The 18701-nt window shown below is 31.7% G+C and carries 18 protein-coding genes; 4 read left to right on the top strand and 14 right to left on the bottom strand.

All coding sequences use genetic code 11. The annotated features are described in order from the left end of the window. Positions 1-183: 183 nt before the first annotated feature. The 5 genes from ACP5SL_RS02475 to cdd form a co-directional block, all read right to left on the bottom strand. The gene (locus tag ACP5SL_RS02475; protein ID WP_193804145.1) at positions 184-1167 is read right to left on the bottom strand and encodes a flippase-like domain-containing protein; all 984 of its coding nucleotides are present in this window, start codon (positions 1165-1167) and stop codon (positions 184-186) included. Positions 1168-1451: 284 nt separating this feature from the next. Continuing rightward, complete coding sequence (map, locus tag ACP5SL_RS02470) at positions 1452-2372, bottom strand: type II methionyl aminopeptidase (protein WP_428228138.1); 921 nt, start codon at positions 2370-2372, stop codon at positions 1452-1454. A gap of 6 nt (positions 2373-2378) precedes the next feature. Next, positions 2379-4370: a S16 family serine protease gene (locus ACP5SL_RS02465; protein WP_428228137.1), complete on the bottom strand. Its 1992-nt coding sequence runs from the start codon at positions 4368-4370 to the stop codon at positions 2379-2381. Positions 4371-4383: 13 nt separating this feature from the next. Beyond that, positions 4384-5349 carry a nucleotidyltransferase domain-containing protein gene (locus ACP5SL_RS02460; RefSeq protein WP_428228136.1) on the bottom strand — a complete coding sequence of 322 codons (966 nt, stop codon included), beginning with the start codon at positions 5347-5349 and terminating at the stop codon, positions 4384-4386. A gap of 57 nt (positions 5350-5406) precedes the next feature. Next, the gene (gene cdd / locus ACP5SL_RS02455; protein ID WP_272985877.1) at positions 5407-5826 is read right to left on the bottom strand and encodes a cytidine deaminase; all 420 of its coding nucleotides are present in this window, start codon (positions 5824-5826) and stop codon (positions 5407-5409) included. Positions 5827-6050: 224 nt separating this feature from the next. On the opposite strand from cdd, the gene speD reads away from it, so the two are divergent. Genes speD through ACP5SL_RS02440 form a run of 3 tightly spaced genes read left to right on the top strand, consistent with a single transcriptional unit; the run spans position 6051 to position 8400 of the window. Beyond that, positions 6051-6443, top strand: a complete 393-nt coding sequence (speD, locus tag ACP5SL_RS02450; protein ID WP_428228135.1) for an adenosylmethionine decarboxylase — start codon at positions 6051-6053, stop codon at positions 6441-6443. A gap of 30 nt (positions 6444-6473) precedes the next feature. After that, positions 6474-7151 carry a CDP-alcohol phosphatidyltransferase family protein gene (locus ACP5SL_RS02445; RefSeq protein ID WP_193804156.1) on the top strand — a complete coding sequence of 226 codons (678 nt, stop codon included), beginning with the start codon at positions 6474-6476 and terminating at the stop codon, positions 7149-7151. A gap of 16 nt (positions 7152-7167) precedes the next feature. Beyond that, positions 7168-8400 carry a hypothetical protein gene (locus ACP5SL_RS02440; protein ID WP_428228134.1) on the top strand — a complete coding sequence of 411 codons (1233 nt, stop codon included), beginning with the start codon at positions 7168-7170 and terminating at the stop codon, positions 8398-8400. On the opposite strand, the gene ACP5SL_RS02435 is transcribed toward ACP5SL_RS02440, so the two are convergent. Then, complete coding sequence (locus ACP5SL_RS02435; RefSeq protein ID WP_193804117.1) at positions 8394-8963, bottom strand: HD domain-containing protein; 570 nt, start codon at positions 8961-8963, stop codon at positions 8394-8396. The two genes, ACP5SL_RS02440 and ACP5SL_RS02435, sit on opposite strands and share 7 nt — an antisense overlap. Positions 8964-9110: 147 nt before the next feature. On the opposite strand from ACP5SL_RS02435, the gene ACP5SL_RS02430 reads away from it, so the two are divergent. Next, positions 9111-10271 carry an MFS transporter gene (locus ACP5SL_RS02430; RefSeq protein ID WP_428228133.1) on the top strand — a complete coding sequence of 387 codons (1161 nt, stop codon included), beginning with the start codon at positions 9111-9113 and terminating at the stop codon, positions 10269-10271. Here ACP5SL_RS02430 and pyk read toward each other — a convergent pair. From pyk to ACP5SL_RS02390, 8 genes are all read right to left on the bottom strand, one after another. Further along, positions 10257-11642 carry a pyruvate kinase gene (gene pyk, locus ACP5SL_RS02425; RefSeq protein WP_272984902.1) on the bottom strand — a complete coding sequence of 462 codons (1386 nt, stop codon included), beginning with the start codon at positions 11640-11642 and terminating at the stop codon, positions 10257-10259. The two genes, ACP5SL_RS02430 and pyk, sit on opposite strands and share 15 nt — an antisense overlap. A 293-nt stretch (positions 11643-11935) precedes the next feature. Beyond that, positions 11936-12796 carry a class I SAM-dependent methyltransferase gene (locus tag ACP5SL_RS02420; RefSeq protein WP_014557480.1) on the bottom strand — a complete coding sequence of 287 codons (861 nt, stop codon included), beginning with the start codon at positions 12794-12796 and terminating at the stop codon, positions 11936-11938. 50 nt (positions 12797-12846) lie between these two features. After that, positions 12847-13062, bottom strand: a complete 216-nt coding sequence (locus ACP5SL_RS02415) for a hypothetical protein (RefSeq protein WP_428228132.1) — start codon at positions 13060-13062, stop codon at positions 12847-12849. 91 nt (positions 13063-13153) lie between these two features. Further along, positions 13154-15913 carry a pyruvate, phosphate dikinase gene (ppdK, locus tag ACP5SL_RS02410; protein ID WP_428228131.1) on the bottom strand — a complete coding sequence of 920 codons (2760 nt, stop codon included), beginning with the start codon at positions 15911-15913 and terminating at the stop codon, positions 13154-13156. Positions 15914-15966: 53 nt separating this feature from the next. After that, the gene (locus ACP5SL_RS02405; RefSeq protein ID WP_428228130.1) at positions 15967-16293 is read right to left on the bottom strand and encodes a hypothetical protein; all 327 of its coding nucleotides are present in this window, start codon (positions 16291-16293) and stop codon (positions 15967-15969) included. Continuing rightward, the gene (gene twy1, locus ACP5SL_RS02400) at positions 16283-17296 is read right to left on the bottom strand and encodes a 4-demethylwyosine synthase TYW1 (protein WP_428228129.1); all 1014 of its coding nucleotides are present in this window, start codon (positions 17294-17296) and stop codon (positions 16283-16285) included. The genes ACP5SL_RS02405 and twy1 overlap by 11 nt, the downstream gene beginning before the upstream one ends. Next, positions 17262-17999, bottom strand: a complete 738-nt coding sequence (locus ACP5SL_RS02395) for a DedA family protein (protein WP_428228128.1) — start codon at positions 17997-17999, stop codon at positions 17262-17264. Before ACP5SL_RS02395 ends, twy1 begins: the two co-directional genes overlap by 35 nt. A gap of 15 nt (positions 18000-18014) precedes the next feature. Next, positions 18015-18533 (bottom strand): hypothetical protein, encoded by a 519-nt coding sequence (locus ACP5SL_RS02390; protein ID WP_014557486.1) that lies wholly within the window; start codon positions 18531-18533, stop codon positions 18015-18017. Between the last annotated feature and the right edge of the window lie 168 nt (positions 18534-18701).

Raw genomic sequence — 18701 nt, 5'->3', positions numbered from 1 at the left:
ATTAGTTTACCGAATTTGTTCAGATATTTCTGTTTATCTTAAAAGATATAGTAAGATAATATTTTTGAAAAATTTTAAGTTAATCTTTTCTGAACCCGCAAAGAGAATTTTTCAAATCTTATAAAATCTCAATTGATTAAAAAATATAAGATAGTGATCATTTTCCAAAATATTAAATAACGATCATACATACTCAAGAGATCTTTTAAAATTCTCTTTAAATATACTTCTTAGCTTGACGAAAAACACCATCGAAAAAGCTGCAGGTATTATAGAAACAAAGATATAGGAAAGCCTCCAAATCATCGCGTTTGCAACTCCAGTAGAAATTATCAGTGCATATTCAAAAAAACCGCTTCCTCCAGGTGTGGGATACAATTGTACCGAGTAACTCATAGAGTATGCAAATAATCCATTAATAACGTTTATTAAGCTTAAATCATAACTTGGATCTAGAACTAAAAAGCTAAATACATATATAATAATAATAAAAATTGTATATAATATTGCTCCTTTGTTAATCTCACTGCTTATTCCCTTTTTAACCAAATCTCTAAAATCTTTATATTTTTCTAAAAATATGCCAAATATTTTTGGAGTCAATCTTTTTTTGAAAAGTTTCCCAACAATTTTTACAAGAATATTTTCTTTTAAAACAAAACCTAAAAATATAAACAACCACAAGGAAATTGTAATAAGTGTTGAAATTAAGACTAAAATTGATGTTGGAAAAAAGACAATAGAGCCCACAAATGCAATCGCAGTTAAAATTATTGAGTCATAAAAAGTTTCCAGCAATCCAGATGAAATTGCTATCTGTATCGGAATACCTTCTAATGAGACAATCGTGGCAATTCTAGTCGGTTCAGAACCTATATTAGATACAGTTATCAATCCCATAAAGTCCCCCATAAATCTCGAAAGAAAAAGTGTTTTTAGTGAAACTTTCACCTTTAATTTATTAAATATAAACCTTAGCCTAAAGATCTTCATTGTTTCTGCGATAAATATTAGTAATGTAGAAAGGAGAAAACCTGTAGGATCTTCTAAAATTAGATAAATAAAATTTAAGCGAAACATTTTTATCAAAATAGTATAAATCGCTACAACGACAAAGATGCTGGCAACAGCAACTACCCAAATTATGTTGTTTTTTACTTTTTCCAAGGGATTAACCTCAATTTTTACTTAATTGCTTATTTGCTCTATATTTAGCATAAAATTAAAAATTAAAAAATATTTTGTTTCGAATATACAGCTTTTTTTCAAAATTTATTTAAGAAAATTTTCCAATTGTGAAAAGAGAAGAAATAAGAAGAGAATCGCCTTTAAGCTTTTCACCACGCTCTATGTCTTCTATCTTAAAGTTTAGCTAAATATGTTTACAACTGAAAGCCTTGCCCTTTATGGCAGGGAAGAGGTCAGATTATTGAAATGCTAATTTTTAAATTTTAATAGCTTTTTTCTTTTGTATATGGTATTACCTCCTTTTCCAAAATTAGAATGCTTTCTTCAAATTGGGCAACTTCCCCATTTCCAGACTCAATCAGCATTGGATATCCGATAGCTAACTTCTTTGAAACTAGTGTTGCTATATTTTTTCTGAAGGTATTTTTATCAATGTAATTTTTAAAGTATCTTTCATTAAATGGAAGCTCCTTAAATTCATCAAATATATATCTATAAAAATCTCTTAGGGTAGGTTCTAGCTTTTTCGTTTCATGAGGTGATTTTAAATTTAATGAATAAATAGCAGTGAAGTTACTATCTATAACTATTCCTGCACCATTCGTAGCAAAAGGTTCAATTGCTATTGCAATATTCGGCTTTAATCTTCCGCTTACAAGTAAATTTTTTGTATTTGGAATAACAAGACCACTGTGCAATTTATAATTTTGCAATTCATGACCAGTTAAGTTCCTTATAGGCTTTGCTTCATAACTTATTATTGTTTTTTCTATTATCTCACTTATTTCAGATATCTTTATTCCCGGTCTTATAATATCAATTGCCCTCTCTAATGCTTCTTTTGAAGCCATTAGGAGATTTTCATTTTCACCTGAAAAATCTATGCTAAAAGCAGTATCGGCAATAAATCCATTTACATGCACACCAAGGTCTATTTTCAATATTCCATTTTCCGGTATTATATCTTCAGAATCTAAAAGAGGAGAATAATGCGCCGCTACATGACCAAAGCTAAGATTACAGGGAAAAGCTAATTTTCCTCCTAGCTCTTGGATTTTTCCTTCAATCTTTTCTGCAAGTTCGAAAAAAGTCATCCCCGGCTTAGCTATGCTTCTCGCATATTTTTTCGCTTCTATGGAAATTTTTCCCGCATTAATATATGATTGAATCTCTTCTTCCTCCATAACTCATCACACGCTAGGTTCTTTTTCTTTCTTTTTATTTAGAGCATATGCTCCAGCAATGACAAACACGATAATCACAATAACAATAATCAAAATGATATATGCATTTGGAATCATAGTAGTTGACATCGTTGAAGAACTAGTTTGAGAGCCTGTTGTACTTAAAGTTTGTGGTTGTGTTTGAATTGTTATGTTCGACATGTTAATTCCGCTTAGCATTGAGAATAAGGATGCATAAATAGAACTTTCTACGGCCAGAGATATTGCACTAGTAAGGTAAGAAGAGTCCTTGGTTTGATTATATTGGGAAAGCAGATTTTGAACTTGTTGTAAATATGCAATTGAGATCAAGCTTTTGTATGAAGAATTATTTAATATATTAGCTGCGTTATTAATTTCTGCAATTATATATTCTAACATATCGGTATCAAAAATCACATGAATATCTTTAGTGCTAGTGGCAATTACTTCTATACTGTAGTAGATCGCAGCTGGATAGTCGCCACTATAAAAGTAGTTCAAAGCATTATTGCACTCGTTAGAAATTAAATCAAGATCGGTAGATACACCAACATCATTAGCTAAGCTTTGATAGTATGTATATACCGATTTTGCATATTGAGTATAATAGTCAGCAACATAATATAAAGTTGAAGAAGTAATAGGTTCAGATGATACATTTGAAAGACTTAACCAATTCCTCGCTGAAATTACACTCATATTTGCAATTGCTAAATCAAAAGGATCTTGCAAAGTATACACATAGGTCATTTGAGATGGATTATAGTAAGAAACTACCGAACTAGCAGCTGCATTAAGAGATTGATTAGCAGTGTTTAATCTATCAAGCGATGCGATATAGCCTTCCATTCCAGTAATTGTAGTAATATTCACTTTTTTAATTTCAGAAAGGAGTGAATTATACGTTTGATTTATCTGGGTAATATAAGTAAAAATGTTCGTCTGATTTGTAGAAGTAGTGAGAATAATATAAAGCCCATCTAAGATTATGTCACTCTGATATATATTAGAAAGTGCACTATAGTATTGTTTATTGCTCCAAAGTATTTGAGCGTTGCTATAAAGAGATGTGCTAGTATTTATGTACTGATTTACATAACTTATCAAATTGCTAGAATAAACTCCGCTTTTTAATAAATCGGTCACCTGTTTCATCGTTATATTGTAAATTTGCTCAAGTTGAGCTTTCCAATTATAAAAATATTGGACAACTTCTGGAGGGAAAGTTAAATTAAAGCCAAAATATCCTGGTTGTAAAGTAACATTGTTAAAGAAATAAGTCATAGCCTGTTGTATAGTTGATACTTCTATAACCTTTACACCAAGTTTCTCGCCTAGTTCTGTAACATTAATTTGCTGAGGCACATATCTTATTATCGTCCCAAAAGGAGTTGATTGCTCTACGGTCTTTTCCTCAGTTACAATTTCCTGCCCTACTGGAATCAAAAAGATCTTGTATCCAGCCTCCGCTGCAGCTTGTAATTTTTCTGGTATACCGCCTACTGGACCAATTGTCCCATCAGGGTTTATCATTCCCGTCATTGCAACATTGGTATTAGGAGTAAGATTTAATAAAGCCGATATTATTCCAATCGTCATAATAGCACCTGCACTAGGTCCTCCTACAATATAGCTGGGAGATTTTATTGAAATGAAGTAATCATATTTTTTATAGTCAATTCCCAAAATGCTTGTTGCCACGAGAACAGCGATCCTTGCTGCAGATTGTGTGTCTATTTCAGTCGCAGGATCTGCGGAAAAGTATACTTCTCCTGTTCCAGGGTATGCCACAGTTACAGTTAGATTTGTGACTACTCCAGTATTGCTAGAAGTTACTGCTAATGCTGGCAGTGACACTTTAGTTAAATAATTATAATTAAACGTTTCTATAGAGCTTGCGTTGGGAATTAAAATGCTGGAGTTAAGAGAAATAAATAAAAGAATCACGATCCCGAAAGCTTTTTCAAAAAAATTCAAAAAATCACCCTCGTCATTTTAATTTATATATATATGTATGAGCTTCTCTGATTCCAACAATTGCAGTTATATTTTCTTTTTTGCTTATATATGTTTTTGCTCTTATTTTAAATAGATTGAATTTTTTTAGAATGTTGAAGAATAATGATTCATAGACTATTAGCTTGCAATTTTTTCCTTCAATACTTTTACTTCCCTTTATAACTTTTTTTATTGTTAAGTCGACTACATGAGGATAAAAATAACTTAGTTCACTTATTTTGGCAGATTCTGCGATAAAATCAAAAATTCCTGCATATTTTCCATCAACTTTAAAGATACCTTCCGGCATATTTCTATTGACCGGTATTAAAGAAACATCATATCCTTTATATTTTCCCCTTCTTTTCGGTTCATATGAATCATAAATATATTTAACAGGTACTGACAAACGAACTGAATTTTTTATAAACCAATTTTCAAGCTCATTATTTTTATAAGGTTCTATAATATTGGATTGTTCAATGACTTTGAGACTTTTAGAATCATATATAATTACATCTATATCACTTACATTTGGGTTGTGAATACCAAGTGCTATGCTTCCTCCTATGCCTATAGAATCTAATTTTATTCCATTTTCTTCAAGTTTTAATATTAATTCTAAAGCAGTTTTTTCTAAGCTATCTCTGGTTTTTCTCAATAACCTTTCGATGCTCTTACCCGGATCAATATGAAATTTTATATCAATAAAGTTTACATACGGAAGGAATGTCTTAAGGTTCGGATCGTATATAGTTTTAAACCCTTTATGTGCGATTTTCGGGGAATATTCCCTAAATATTCTCATATAGAAATTTGGTTCACTTCCCCATATTGAAGGAAATGCACTTAATTTGTATTTTTTAAACGCATAAATGATTCCTATCGGATGATAGTAGCCCATTACTTGATAAATAGTTCCATACTTATCGATTATTAGGTCATGGTCTATAAACATTTTACCTCGCCATTGTAAAGAAAATTTAATTAAAGAATCGAGATTTTATCTGTAATCTTATAAACTTCTAAGAGATCTTTTTGAAAAGCTCATCGGTAAGAGGTCTTTAATTCGTGCTGATTTAAATATTCCATCTTTATTAGCAATAACTACTAAAGCGTTTGGATTAAATTCTAAAATCACCTGTCTGCAAGCGCCGCATGGATATATGTGTTGTTTGGTAGGTGTGTATACTAATAAAATCTCTATTTCCCTATCTCCTTCGGAAACAGCTTTAAATATTGCAACTCTTTCAGCACAAATGGAAAGTCCGTAGCTTGCGTTTTCTATATTTACACCTGTATAAATGTTTCCTTTTTTAGTTTTTACCACTGCGGCAACTGGAAAATGAGAATAAGGAGAATACGAGTTTTTAATTATATCTTTTGCTATAGCTAATAGCTTTTCTAAATTAATTTTCTCGGAAATGGCTTTCACCTTATTTAATAATAATTAAGACCGAATAAAAATTTTATTTCCATTATATAAATTTTATATGAACATTTAAAATGTATAAATAATCAATTATGCAACGGTAAAATTTATATTGAGGGGGTATTACCATATAGCTAAATTAACATATTTATTTATTGAGTTTTCGCTAGAACTGAGGGGTTATATTTAAATTTTCCTTTTTCGCATTATATATCGGTGTTTTAGCTATGGAGTCTGGATTATTAATCAAAGAAAATATAAGAGAAAATGTAAGCGTAAAAGTATATGGAAGCCATATATATGGAAACCTTAAGAATTGCAACAGGGCTAAGCTCTCCGATGAAGGAGAGCTTAAAAACATAGTAGCAAATGCTGCTAAGATTGGGAAGATGACGATGTTGGACTTAAGATCATGGAAAATAGACGAAGGAGTTTCTGTAGTTGCAGTTATACTAGAAAGCCATATCACCGTACATACATGGCCAGAATATAATTTTGCAACTGTAGATGTTTACAGCTGTGGAATGCATACAAATCCGAAAGCTGCTTTTGAATATATAGCAAGAGAACTAGAAGCAGAAGAAGTTGAATACGGAGAAGCAGACAGAAGTCTTGCATAGTTTTAACTTTTTTTATTTTTTGTGATTTTTATGATAAATAGAAAAGATCTACCTAATTTGGTCACAGTCATTAATGGATTAGTTGGATCCTTTGCATTATTGTTAGCGATTAGAGGAGAAACTGAATTATCTATTAGATTAATTTTTCTATCATTGTCTTTGGATGTACTTGACGGTCTTCTAGCAAGAAAACTTAATGCTATGAGCGAAAGCGGCGAGCTTTTAGATAGAGTTTTTGATAGGGTTTACCAAGTAATTGCTCCGTCGATAATTTATTGCTACATGCAAAATTGGAATGTAGGGAGCATGTTCTACTCAGCCTCTATAATTACGCTCAGCTTTTGGAGGATCATACGACGAACACCAAGTAAGGAATATTTTTTAGGTCTTCCTCTTTTTGTTCACACATTTGTCATTTTATCCAGCTATTTATCGGGCATTGCGTTGCCTTATTATCTCATGCTTGTTTTGGTCATTGCTTCATTATTTCCAATAAAATATTTTAGAAGAATAAGAAGATTATCTCCAAATGAAACAAAAGGAACTTTTTGGCAAATAAGGATTATAGTTCCGTTATTTCTTTCAATCATTCCATATTCTAAATTAGAAATTTTGTTCGAATTATTATTTTATATTTTTATTATATATGCACTTTTTGGTTGGATACCTTTGCTTCGTAATAAAAATTTCTTTTTAAGAGAGAAATAATTTAAAGGTCTAAAAGATGGAAGAAATTCTTTTTAAAAATATAAAAGGAATTGTTGGAGTATACGAAAAGAAACCTACATTGTTGCGAACTAGTGAAATATTTATTGATGAACAGGGAAGCTTACATTATGAAAAAATAAAAAAGACAGGAAGAGTAATAGATTGCAAAAATGGTGTAGTTATGCAGTCTTTTTTTAATGGCGGATTAGATTTAAACATATATATGAAAAATTCCGAGAACATTATTGATAACATATATTTTGATAACTCTTATTTGTTAAGAGGAGAATCAAAGATTTCTAAAGAATTATTAGAGTTAGCAATAAGAAGAAATATTATTGAATCCCTTCTAGGAGCTGTAACAGGAACTATACACATCGGATTGAAATGTTCCCATGTAATAGAACATTCTAGCAAATTTGGCTTTAAGACACTTTGTGGTCCTATTATATATGGAGAAAACATAATTGATAAAAATGAAATTAATAATTATGCATATTTAAAGAACATAGTTTTGAATGTCTACTTAAATAAGAATTTAAAGTTAGAACATCTAAAAAATTTTATAGAAAATTATGATAACAAAGTAACAATAAATTATAGACTTCCCAATTCTCATTTGGAATATCTAAGTATGTTAAAAACTACAGGGAATACTCCTATACTGTCTCTAGCGAAAATGAATCTAATAAAAGGAAAAATAATTATATCAAATGTAAATTGGATTACCAATACAGAAATTGAGCTTATGAAAGAAAAAGATATCTTCTTAGAAAATTCTCCTGTAATGTCATCATATCTAGGAATAGGAAGCGTATTGCCGATTGCGGAATTTATGAAAGATAAACTAACTGATAAAATAATTATTGGGACTGATTACTTTTTTGAAGGCCTTTTTCAAAATTTAGTGACAAATTTATTTATATTTTTTATTCTTCAAAGGTTCTTCTATTCTTCACGGGCAATAAAATGGAATGATGTTATAAATATGTTATGGAATGGTTGGCAATTAATATCTAGTGAAAAATATTGTATAAAAGATGGATGCGAGCCAGATTTAGTGCTCATTGACAATATAAATTGGGGAGATTTAAATTTCGAAAGAGCAATTTTTAATAGCAACCTTTTCAATATAAAAGGGATATATATAAATAAAAAAAGTTACTTGAATTCGAGAGATTTAGATAAACTGAGAAAAGAAAAACATTCAATTGAAGGTGAACTTATTTCAAAAATGGACATCTATTGACAAAGGTTTAGAATATCTTTTCTTATTTCACTATCGAACTCTTTTAGTATTTCATCGACTTCTCTTTTTGTATTGACAATGATGTCTTTAACATTTTCATATCCATTATCATAAAAACGTTGAGCTTGAATACAAGTAGATAACCGGTCAGATAATTTTACAATTTTTGCTTCTAAGGTTTTGCCAATCGAATATTCTTCATAGATCTCTAATATTTTGTTATATCCTTTAAAAATATCTGAAAATATTTGCAGTTCTAATGCTTTCTTCTTTTCATCTCCTGATAAGTTCTCTTTTGCAAACAAAGTTATATCTCCAATTATGCATTCTGAGAAATCGTGAAATAAACTCATTGATATAGTTTTTTCCATATTGATATTGTAACCATGATTAATTAAGATATTTGATATAACTCCTGCAATCGTAGCGCTTTCAAATGAATGGGATGCAACCGTTTCTGTAATCGATGGGGGGATTCCCCTTTGCATCCAGCCTGTCCTTGCAAGTTTTTTTAAAGCATCTATGCAATTGTTGATTCGTGAAAAATTGCTATTTTTGTTCATATTTTTCAGCCTTAATTTAAAATTAATTTAAAATAAATATTTTTTATTAAGCGATAATTTTCATTGTTATTAAATTTATTTAGAGTTAAATTTTTAAAAATATTGGAATTATCCAGAAAAGCGTTCATTTTAAAACTTAAAAATGCTTTGAATATAGGGTGGGTAGAAATTTTTAAAGATCTAAGCAAAAAGATAAGAATGGATCCTTTTTACGTTGTAATGTTTATCGAAGGACTTGCTTTTGGAACATATATAGTAACAATAAGAACTAATATTGGAATGGAAAATTACAATGCTTATTCTTTTTTAACTTTAATAGCAGCTATGGAAACAATTCCCGGAATTTTTTCTGTATTCGTAGGAGGAATTAGTGATAAAATAGGCAGAAAAAAGATAATCTTTTTTTCTGGACTAATGTCGTCAATTTTTCTTATTTTATTGAGCAAAGTTCAACTATCACAGTTACCAATCTTTGTATTTTTGTTTATGAGCTTTTATACGATGTTTTATCCAATAATTTTTGGCATTTCAATAAGCAAAAGTAAGGGCTCAGGCTATTCCCTTAGCAAGTTTTTGTTTTTTAATTCTTTTGGATGGAGCTTGGGAGGGATACTTCCTGGTCTAATATTAAACTTATGGAATTTAAATATTCTTTATATAATAGCTGCTATTTTAATAATTATTGCATCAGTAATTACCGTAATATCTTATAATGAAAAAGAATATCAAGATCCAACTGTAACTTTGACTGACTTCAAAAATGAAATTAAAAAGGCCATACCTTTTTTGTTTCCTCTTATATTAGGATCTGCCGGATTTTATATGCTTAACAGTATTATGTCGCTAAGGCTTTTTATTTCAGTTAATAACATTTTACTATATGGAATATTTTATAATACGATAACAGGTCTCTTGAGTAGTATAGCTAGACTGATTGCTGGTAAAGCAATAGAGAAAATTCATCCTTATAAAGTAACTTTTTCATCTTTCTTTTCATATTTGATATTAGCGTTATTAATGGAAAAAGCCAATAGCACTTTGACTATATTACTGTGGTTACTGCCCATATATCCATTTTTTGAAACGTCTAGTTACTATGTTTTAGGTAGAATGATAAAAACTACTTTTCATTCGACAGCATCCGGACTTTTTACGACTGCTGTTTCATTAGGGGGAATAATTAATCTTTCATTATCTTTAGTTTTTTATCATTCGAGCTATCAAACGCTATTAATCATAGATTCTATATTATTATTAATTCCTTCCATATACTTAATTTTTCTAGTCAAAAGTTCAAACCGTAACTAGCTTTATTGTGTGGACTTCCCCTTCCTTAAATCTATAAGTTTCAATTAACGTATCTCCTTTGGATAGTTTTCCTTCTGAAATTAAGACTTTACGGATTTTTTCAAGGCCATTTTCATAACTATCAGCAGCCAAGACGTAAGGTTCAACTCCCCATATAATTGATAGTTTTCTTGCTGTATGCATATCTGGGACCCCAGCGTATATGATTCCATAAGGTCTATATAACGATATATTCTGAGCTGTTAGTCCAGATTTTGTATAGACGGAAATCTTTGCATTTAATTGCCTAGAAAATTCCGAAATTCCCAAAGCAAATCTATGGGCTAAAGAATTTTCAATAGGCTTTACTGGGTAGACTATAGCGGAGTTTTTTTCGGCTTCTATAATGACTTTTTTTAACCATCTGACAGCATCGATAGGATAATTTCCAATAGAAGTTTCATTTGTAAGCATTAAAGCATTTGCACTTTCTTGGACAGCATTATAGATATCGACAATTTCACTTCTAGTTGGTATAGGAGAATTGAGCATAGATGATAAAAGTTGAGTTGCAACAATTGATGGCTTGCCTTGTACAATAGATTTGCTTATTAAATCTTTTTGGATAGTTGGCAAAGTTTCCATTGGAAAATGTGTCCCAAGATCACCTCTTGCTACAACTATTCCGTCGGCCACTTTTAGTATTTCCTCTACATTATATACTCCTCTTTTCGTCTCGATTTTTGCTAATATGCTTAGTTGTTTATTGCACTTTTTCTTAAGGAGTTCTTTTAACTGAAAAATATTATCTTTTGATTCAACAAAGCTTGCCATCAAATGTGAAAAATCATTGTTACATGCAAATTCTATATCTCTTTCATCTTTTTCTGTAACATATGGAATTTCTATATCTTTATCTTTTATAGAAATTGATTTCCTGGAAGTTATAACTCCTCCAGCTATAGTCTTAGCAATAAAAGATTTGGGAGAAGTTTCTAAAACAATTAGTTGTATAGCACCATCAGCCAGCTGAATCACATCTCCCCTTTCAACTGTCTTGAAGAACTCCTCATATGGTAGTGGGATATCGTTCGTTTCGGATTTGTTTCCATAAAAGAATTGGACAATATCATCTTTTTTTAAATTAATCTGATTTATAAGTTGCCCAATTCTAATATTTGGTCCTTGAAGGTCTCCAATTATACCAAGTGGAATGCTTAATTCTTTTTCGACGCTTTTCAAGTTATTTATGTAATTATACCATTGGCTAGGATCCCCATGACTGAAGTTAATTCTAAAACCTCTTGCACCTTCTTTGACTAATGACAAAAGAACTTCATATTTTTCGATCGAAGGTCCCATAGTAACAATTATTTTTGTTTTGTTTTCCAAACTGACCACCTGGATAATCAGAGTCGCTCCACTTCTTCATTGCAATACTGCTCTGTGTCGTTATATCATCATATTAAAATCTTATTATAATTAAAAAAACTTTTAAGTTTTTATAAAACTTATTCGAGAACTTCACTTATTTATCTTGATTTACTTTTCAGATTTTATACTTTTTTCATCAGAACGCATGCTATTTTAATTACTCATTCTCAATCAAAAAAATGAGGCAAGAAGAGCTTAAAAACCATTCCTGCCTTATACAGTAAAGCTTTCAGATATTAATTTCAAAGAAACTAACGATATGTATATACGTCAAGGACCACTTGTGCCTTTCTAGGTCCTACAGTTCTTACAATCCTTCCGAAAATTAGCTCTGACTTCCACCCTAAGCTTAAAAATTTTTCTTTTACTTTTTCGTAAGCTTTATTTATTGCGCACTCTTTTTTACCATCATATTTTTCGAATTCATAAATGTGTAGAAAGCCATACGGATTTCTTAAAGATGTCAGTGCAGCATTATAAAAGCTACTGTCAATATTTGGAAGAGGCAAAAGAACTCTATCGGCGGTATTTTTTAGATCTCTTGTCATAATCTCTCTTGCATCTCCGAGCAATACTATTATTTTTTCAGTTAAGTTGTTCAATTCCACATTTTTCTTTTGTAATTCAACAGAAAAAGGATTAATATCAATCGAATATATTATTTTTGGATTTGAATACTTGGCAATTACAATACTAAAACCTCCTATGCCCGAAAACATATTTATTATTATTTCGTTGTCCTTTACAAGCTTTGCAATACGGATATGTTCATAGCTTAACCTTGGAGAAATATAACTTTTTTCTATATCAACATAAAAAGAGCAATCATGTTCTTTATATATAGTTACTGTTTTCCTTTCGCCATAAAGATGAATATATTTCCTTGTCCGTTCAATGCCATATATAGGCGTTTCGGTGAGCCATATACTCTTAACATATGGCATTCTTGATGCCAATTTTTCTGCAATCTTTTTAAAAATTTCTAGCTCATAATTTTTAATCCAGACCGGAGATTTTATCACTGCTATATCTCCTATCAAATCAATAGAAGCTTCAATTTTTTCATTGATATTCAATTCTTTCAAAATATCACTTATGACATCATTCCTCAAAAAAATCCACCTGATAATATTAACAATAACAAGAATGGTAAAAATTTATGTTAGAAAAACTTTTCTATCTTAATTATCAGTTTTTCTGTTCCATCAACTTTTGACACGCTAATTTGCTGGTCATTTACTTTGTAGTTACAGACTGGACATTTATAGAAGCTTTTTATTCTCTTCGTTCCATCTGTAAATTTTTCTGTCTCTATCGAATATTCCATTATGGTTTTACATTTCGGACATTGTATTCCTTCCCCAGTCTGCATTTTCATATCGCATCTCCTACTTTTTCTAGAAGTCTATAATAATATTAAATTCTTTTGATTAAAACCTTAATCGTTAGTAGAATTAAAAAATAAAAGCTTATAAAGATTTTTTATTTTTTATTGCAGCGTGCGCGGCAGCAAGTCTTGCAACCAATATTCTAAATGGAGATGCACTGACGTAATCTATTCCTCCTATTTTATGGAAGAATTCTATCGATGTAGGATCGCCTCCATGCTCACCGCAGACGCCAATTTCAATGTTTGGGTTAACACTCCTTCCTTTTTGCACAGCTATTTTAACGAGCTCTCCTACTCCTTTTTCGTCTATTACTTCGAATGGATTGTTCTTGAGTATTTCCAGCTCAAGATACTTTGGCAAGAATTTATTCTCAACATCGTCTCTGCTGAAGCTGAAAGTTGCCTGCGTTAAGTCATTCGTGCCAAAGCTAAAGAATTCAACATTCTTTGCAATTTCGTCTGCAGTTATTGCTCCCCTAACTGTTTCGATCATCGTTCCTATTTTGAAGTTTAATTTTATTTCATATTTTTTCTGAATTTCCTCAGCAGTAGGCAATATGGCTTTTTCTTTTACAAACTTTATTTCATCTGCTATTGCTACCTGAGGGATCATTATTTGGACAATTGGGTTCTTGCCTTCCTTTATCAATTCTGCCTGTGCTTCAAGTATGGCCCTAGTTAATCCCCTATAAACTTCTGGGAATGTTATACCTACTCTAACACCTCTATGTCCCATCATTGGATTCGCTTCAACAAGAGCTTCTACCTTCTTGTAAAGCTTCTCCAAGTCCTTAATCTTATCTTCGCTCGCACCAGACATTTTAGCTTCATAAATTTGTCTTAGTAATTCTTCTGGCTTTGGCAAAAATTCATGTAATGGAGGATCTATTAGTCTTATCGTGACTGGTAACCCATCCATTATGCTCAACATTTCCTTGAAGTCTTTCTTTATCATTTCGGAAAGTTCTTCCATTGCCGCTGTTCTTTCTTCCGTAGTTTCAGATAGTATGACCTTCCTTAGTTTTTCTAATCTTTCAGGTCTTCTGAACATTCTTTCGATTCTGAGCAATCCTATACCCTCCGCGCCATATTCTCTCGCGATTCTTGCATCTTCAGGTACATCAGCATTTGCCTTAACCTTCAATACTCTTACCTGGTCTGCCCAAGTCAAAAGCTCTTGTAACTCCCCACCAACCTTTGGTTGGACTGTTGGAACTTTTCCTAAGTAAACGTTACCTGTATTACCATCTATTGTGATTATGTCTCCTTCTTTTATCACTACTCCATTAACTCTGAATTCTTTCTTTTCATAGTCTATCTGAATTTCTTCTGCACCAACAACTGCGGTCTTCCCAATTCCTCTTGCTACGACAGCTGCATGACTGGTCATCCCTCCTCTGCTAGTAAGAATGCCTTTAGCGGCGTAAAATCCGTGAACATCATCAGGTTTAGTTTCGACCCTAACCAAAATTACTTCTTTTCCTCTCTTAGCCCATTCTACAGCATCGTCAGGATCAAATACTACCTGTCCATATACTGCACCTGGAGAAGCAGCAAGACCTTTAGCGATAGGCTTTGGAGCATTAGTTTCATCTACTTTAGGATACAGTAATTGCAGGACGTGTTCAGGCTTAACTTTAAGTATAGCTTCTTCTTTTGTTAAAATCCCCTCTTTTGCCATATCGACCGCGGTCTTCACTCTCGCAAGAGGAGTCATTTTTGCATCTCTAGTTTGTAGGAAGAATAGCTTCCCTTTTTCTACGGTAAATTCCACATCTTGAACATCTTTATTAACTTTTTCAAGCATTTTTAAATTCTTATAAAGATCCTGATAAAGGGAGGGAAATCTTTCCTTTAGGTCGCTAATATGCATAGGTGTTCTGATTCCAGCTACTACATCTTCTCCTTGAGCATTAGGTAAGAACTCTCCGTATATCTCGTTTTCTCCAGTAGCGACGTTTCTAGAGAAGACGACACCCGTACCTGAATCCATTCCCATATTACCAAATACCATAGATTGAACTGTTACTGCCGTACAACCTGCAATTTCTGGTGTTATTTTATTTGCAATTCTATAAAATATAGCTCTCGGGTTCATCCAGGACCTGAATACTGCTTTAATAGCCATTTCTAATTGGTACCAGTAGTCTTGGATAAATTCACCTTTCTCCTCACGAATAATCTTCTTATATTCTTCAACTAATTCTTTAAGGGCATTGGTGTCCAAGTCTATATCATTTTTTGCATTGTATTTTTGCTTAATTTTATTGAGAGTCTCATCAAACTTTTTATCATCTATTCCAAGGACAATTTTTCCATACAGCTGGAGGAATCTTCTATAAGAATCATAAGCAAATCTTTCGTTATTTGTCTGTTGTGCTAATCCCTTTACAGTTTCATCGTTAAGACCCAGGTTTAAAACGGTATCCATCATACCTGGCATTGAAACCGGAGCGCCGCTTCTCACCGAAACAAGTAACGGATTATTTTTATCTCCAAACTTTCTTCCTCTTTTCATTTCGAGCTTCTTCATATGTTCCCTAACTTCATCCATTAATCCCGCCGGAAGTGAAAGAGTATCTATAATTCCCCAGAGCTTTTTTATAAGCTCATCCCTAACTTGAGGAGGCACGCCTTTCTCTAATTGCTTCACAATTTCATCAATTTCTTGCTTTCTTTGCTGGAAGAAATCTCTACAAGCATCGGTAGTAATGGTAAATCCGGGAGGAACTGGTAATCCAGCTTGAGTCATCAGTGCTAGTCCTGCTCCTTTGCCTCCAAAGAGCGCCTTATTTTTTGGATCTCCTTCTTCAAAGTCATATACATATTTCTTACTCATTTTATTAATCACCTAACTATTCTGATTTATTTCTTTTGTAATTATAAATAACTTTATTTATAAAAATTATTCTCGTTTTTTGCTATGAAATTATTATTAAGTGTATATATAAAATTCTCATCATTTAAATTTTTAGAAGTATAACAGATATTTTTAAATGGACAGCCATCGCAAAAGCTCTTAGATCTTTTTTGAGGAATTAATACGTTTTTTATAATCAATAAGTCTAGAATTTTTTTAATTTTAGATTTATCTAAACTTGTTTCTTTTTCTAAGATTTGTTCATCTATATGTCCATATTTTTGTAATATTTTAAGAACAAGAATCTCCTCATTATTCAAAGTTACAGTTTTTTTGATTTTTTCTAGATCAATATTCACTATTCCATCCTTCAGGGCAACCTTTTCCGAATCTTATCGGCTTATCAAGTTTGGAGAGTAACACTATCCTGCTAGGTTTGCTTTCGCTTCTTATAGGATATCCAGTCGCTTTAGAGAGCTCCTCCGCAAATTTTCTTACTTCGTCATGTGTTGGCATATTGTCTCTGCTCAGTCTGAGCATGCTGGCACCTACATACATGTATCCTTTAGGCTCTATATAGGTAGGTTGCATTATTTCTACAATTTTAGCGAATCCATTAATAGCTTTTTCATCCATGTTTATTCCCTTCATCAAAGTTATTCGAAGCACCGTCGGTCTTCCATATTCAGGTAAACCTTTTAGAGTTTCCATGGTTAATTCCCATGCGTTAGGAACTAAGGGCTGGTTCAGCCATTCGTACATTTCTTTATTGTATGCTTCCATACTTATATATAATTGAGATGGCTTTTCTTTTAGGTTAAGTATAACATCCGGTCTTACGCCTCTTGTCACTAAGAAAGTAGTCATACCTCTTCTATGAAATTCCATTATAAGATCTTCAAGTTTATTGTATAAAGTAGGCTCTCCTGTTAGACTTATTGCAACATGTTTTGGATCCATCGCTTCTTCAAACATTTTTTTATCAACGTTTTTATGATCTTTGTAACCACTGAGCATCTTTCTCTGTTCTTCTATTAACCTATCGACAACTATTTTGACATCATCATTATAATCAGGCATTTTCACCTCATTCCATTTTAATCCAGTATCAGAAGGCCTAAGCCTCCAGCAGTGAACGCATGCATTCCAGCACCAAAATGCAGCTGGGGACATTTGAATGCATCTATGGCTTTCAATTCCATAGAATTTGCATTTATAGCAAAATCTTCTCTGGGTAAGCGCATTTCTCGTCCAGCTACAAGTTTTCAAAGTAGTATGTGAATCAACAAAATGATACCCTTGCTTCTTCATTACTTCTGAAAGTATATCATAGACGTTTTCTTTCTTTTCGATAACGTTCATTTTTTCCACCTTTCTTTCCAGTTGATTTATAATAATAGTAAAGAAAAATTAATAAAAGTAACACAATTATCATAGCATAATCTAAAATTTTTGAGTATCCAAGGATTATTTCCCAGTTATCTTTCAATATAATTCCTATATAAATTAATATTAAATTCCATAGGATCGATCCTATAAGCGTATAAATCGAGAATTTTTTAAAATTCATCTTTGCTAAACCTGCAGGAAGAGATATCACAGTTCTGATAGCTGGCAACATTCTTCCGATGAGTATAATTTTTGATCCATGATTCATAAAAAGTCTATTTGCTCTATCTAAATCGCTATCATCTATAAGAAAATATTTTCCATAGTATTTCAGAAACTCTAAACCAATTTTTTCTCCAACGAGATATAATATAATAGAGCCGAGCAGGTTTCCCATAGTACCTGATATTAAAACAAAATATACATTTAATACATTGCTCCCTACTAAGAAACCGGAAAATGTCATAACTACTTCACTCGGAATAGGAATCAAAGCGCTCTCCAAAGTCATCAAAAAGAAAATTCCAAGATATCCTATTTTTGAGATAATTGTTACAGAATAGTTGGTAACTAACTGTAAAATAGAATTAGAACTTAAAGAATGGTAAAAATAGACGGAAGTTAAAATAATCAGAAATGATAAAGCAAATATGATAAAAAAACTTTGCTTTTTCATCTGAGCACCTCAAAATCACTTTGATGTTATTTTTTTCACAAATTGTGATTTCTGCGCTATTGTCATTGAAGATATTGTTTTTGGAATAATCACTTCATCAGATACTTTTATAGCTCTTACCTTATTCTTTATGAGCTCTTCTGTTACGTTATCCGCGAAAACGATCCTTTTTACATTGACAAATATTAGTGGTTTTTCCGAAGATTCTAAATCGTTTTTTGATACGGTTATTTCACCTATGTTAGAAATTATAATGTAATCCTGTGTAGTAATACTTGACTTTAATTCGCTTAATGGAGTCTTTATTGCTTCAGAAGCTGCTTTGATAGTTGTATCGACTATTTTTGAAGTTTTTTCTATACCTATATCTATACTTGCTAGTAAATTTCCTATAGCCTCATTGACGAGAGAGCCAACCGTTGTATTAAGTTGTTTTGCCTTATTAGATATTTTTTCATAGAGATCTTTATCAATACCTCTAATTGTTATCGTTATTTTTTTCTCTTCATTTTCATTAGATTTATTTTCTGTCATACATGTCACCATTGTATTACTATTAGATTAAATAGTTTATTAATTTTGCTTTTAGTTTAATTTGGATCAGATACTCTAATAGGGGTTCAGGTCTCATATAAGTTCATAGATTAATCTCATCCCCTCATTTTTAATTTCCTGCATCCCTTCTTGGTTCTGCATATGGCT

The sequence above is a fragment of the Fervidicoccus sp. genome (assembly GCF_049967375.1).
Lineage (GTDB): Archaea > Thermoproteota > Thermoprotei_A > Sulfolobales > Fervidicoccaceae > Fervidicoccus > Fervidicoccus fontis.
The sequence above is the reverse complement of the archived record's forward strand: the minus strand, read 5'-3'. Positions and strand labels throughout refer to the sequence as shown.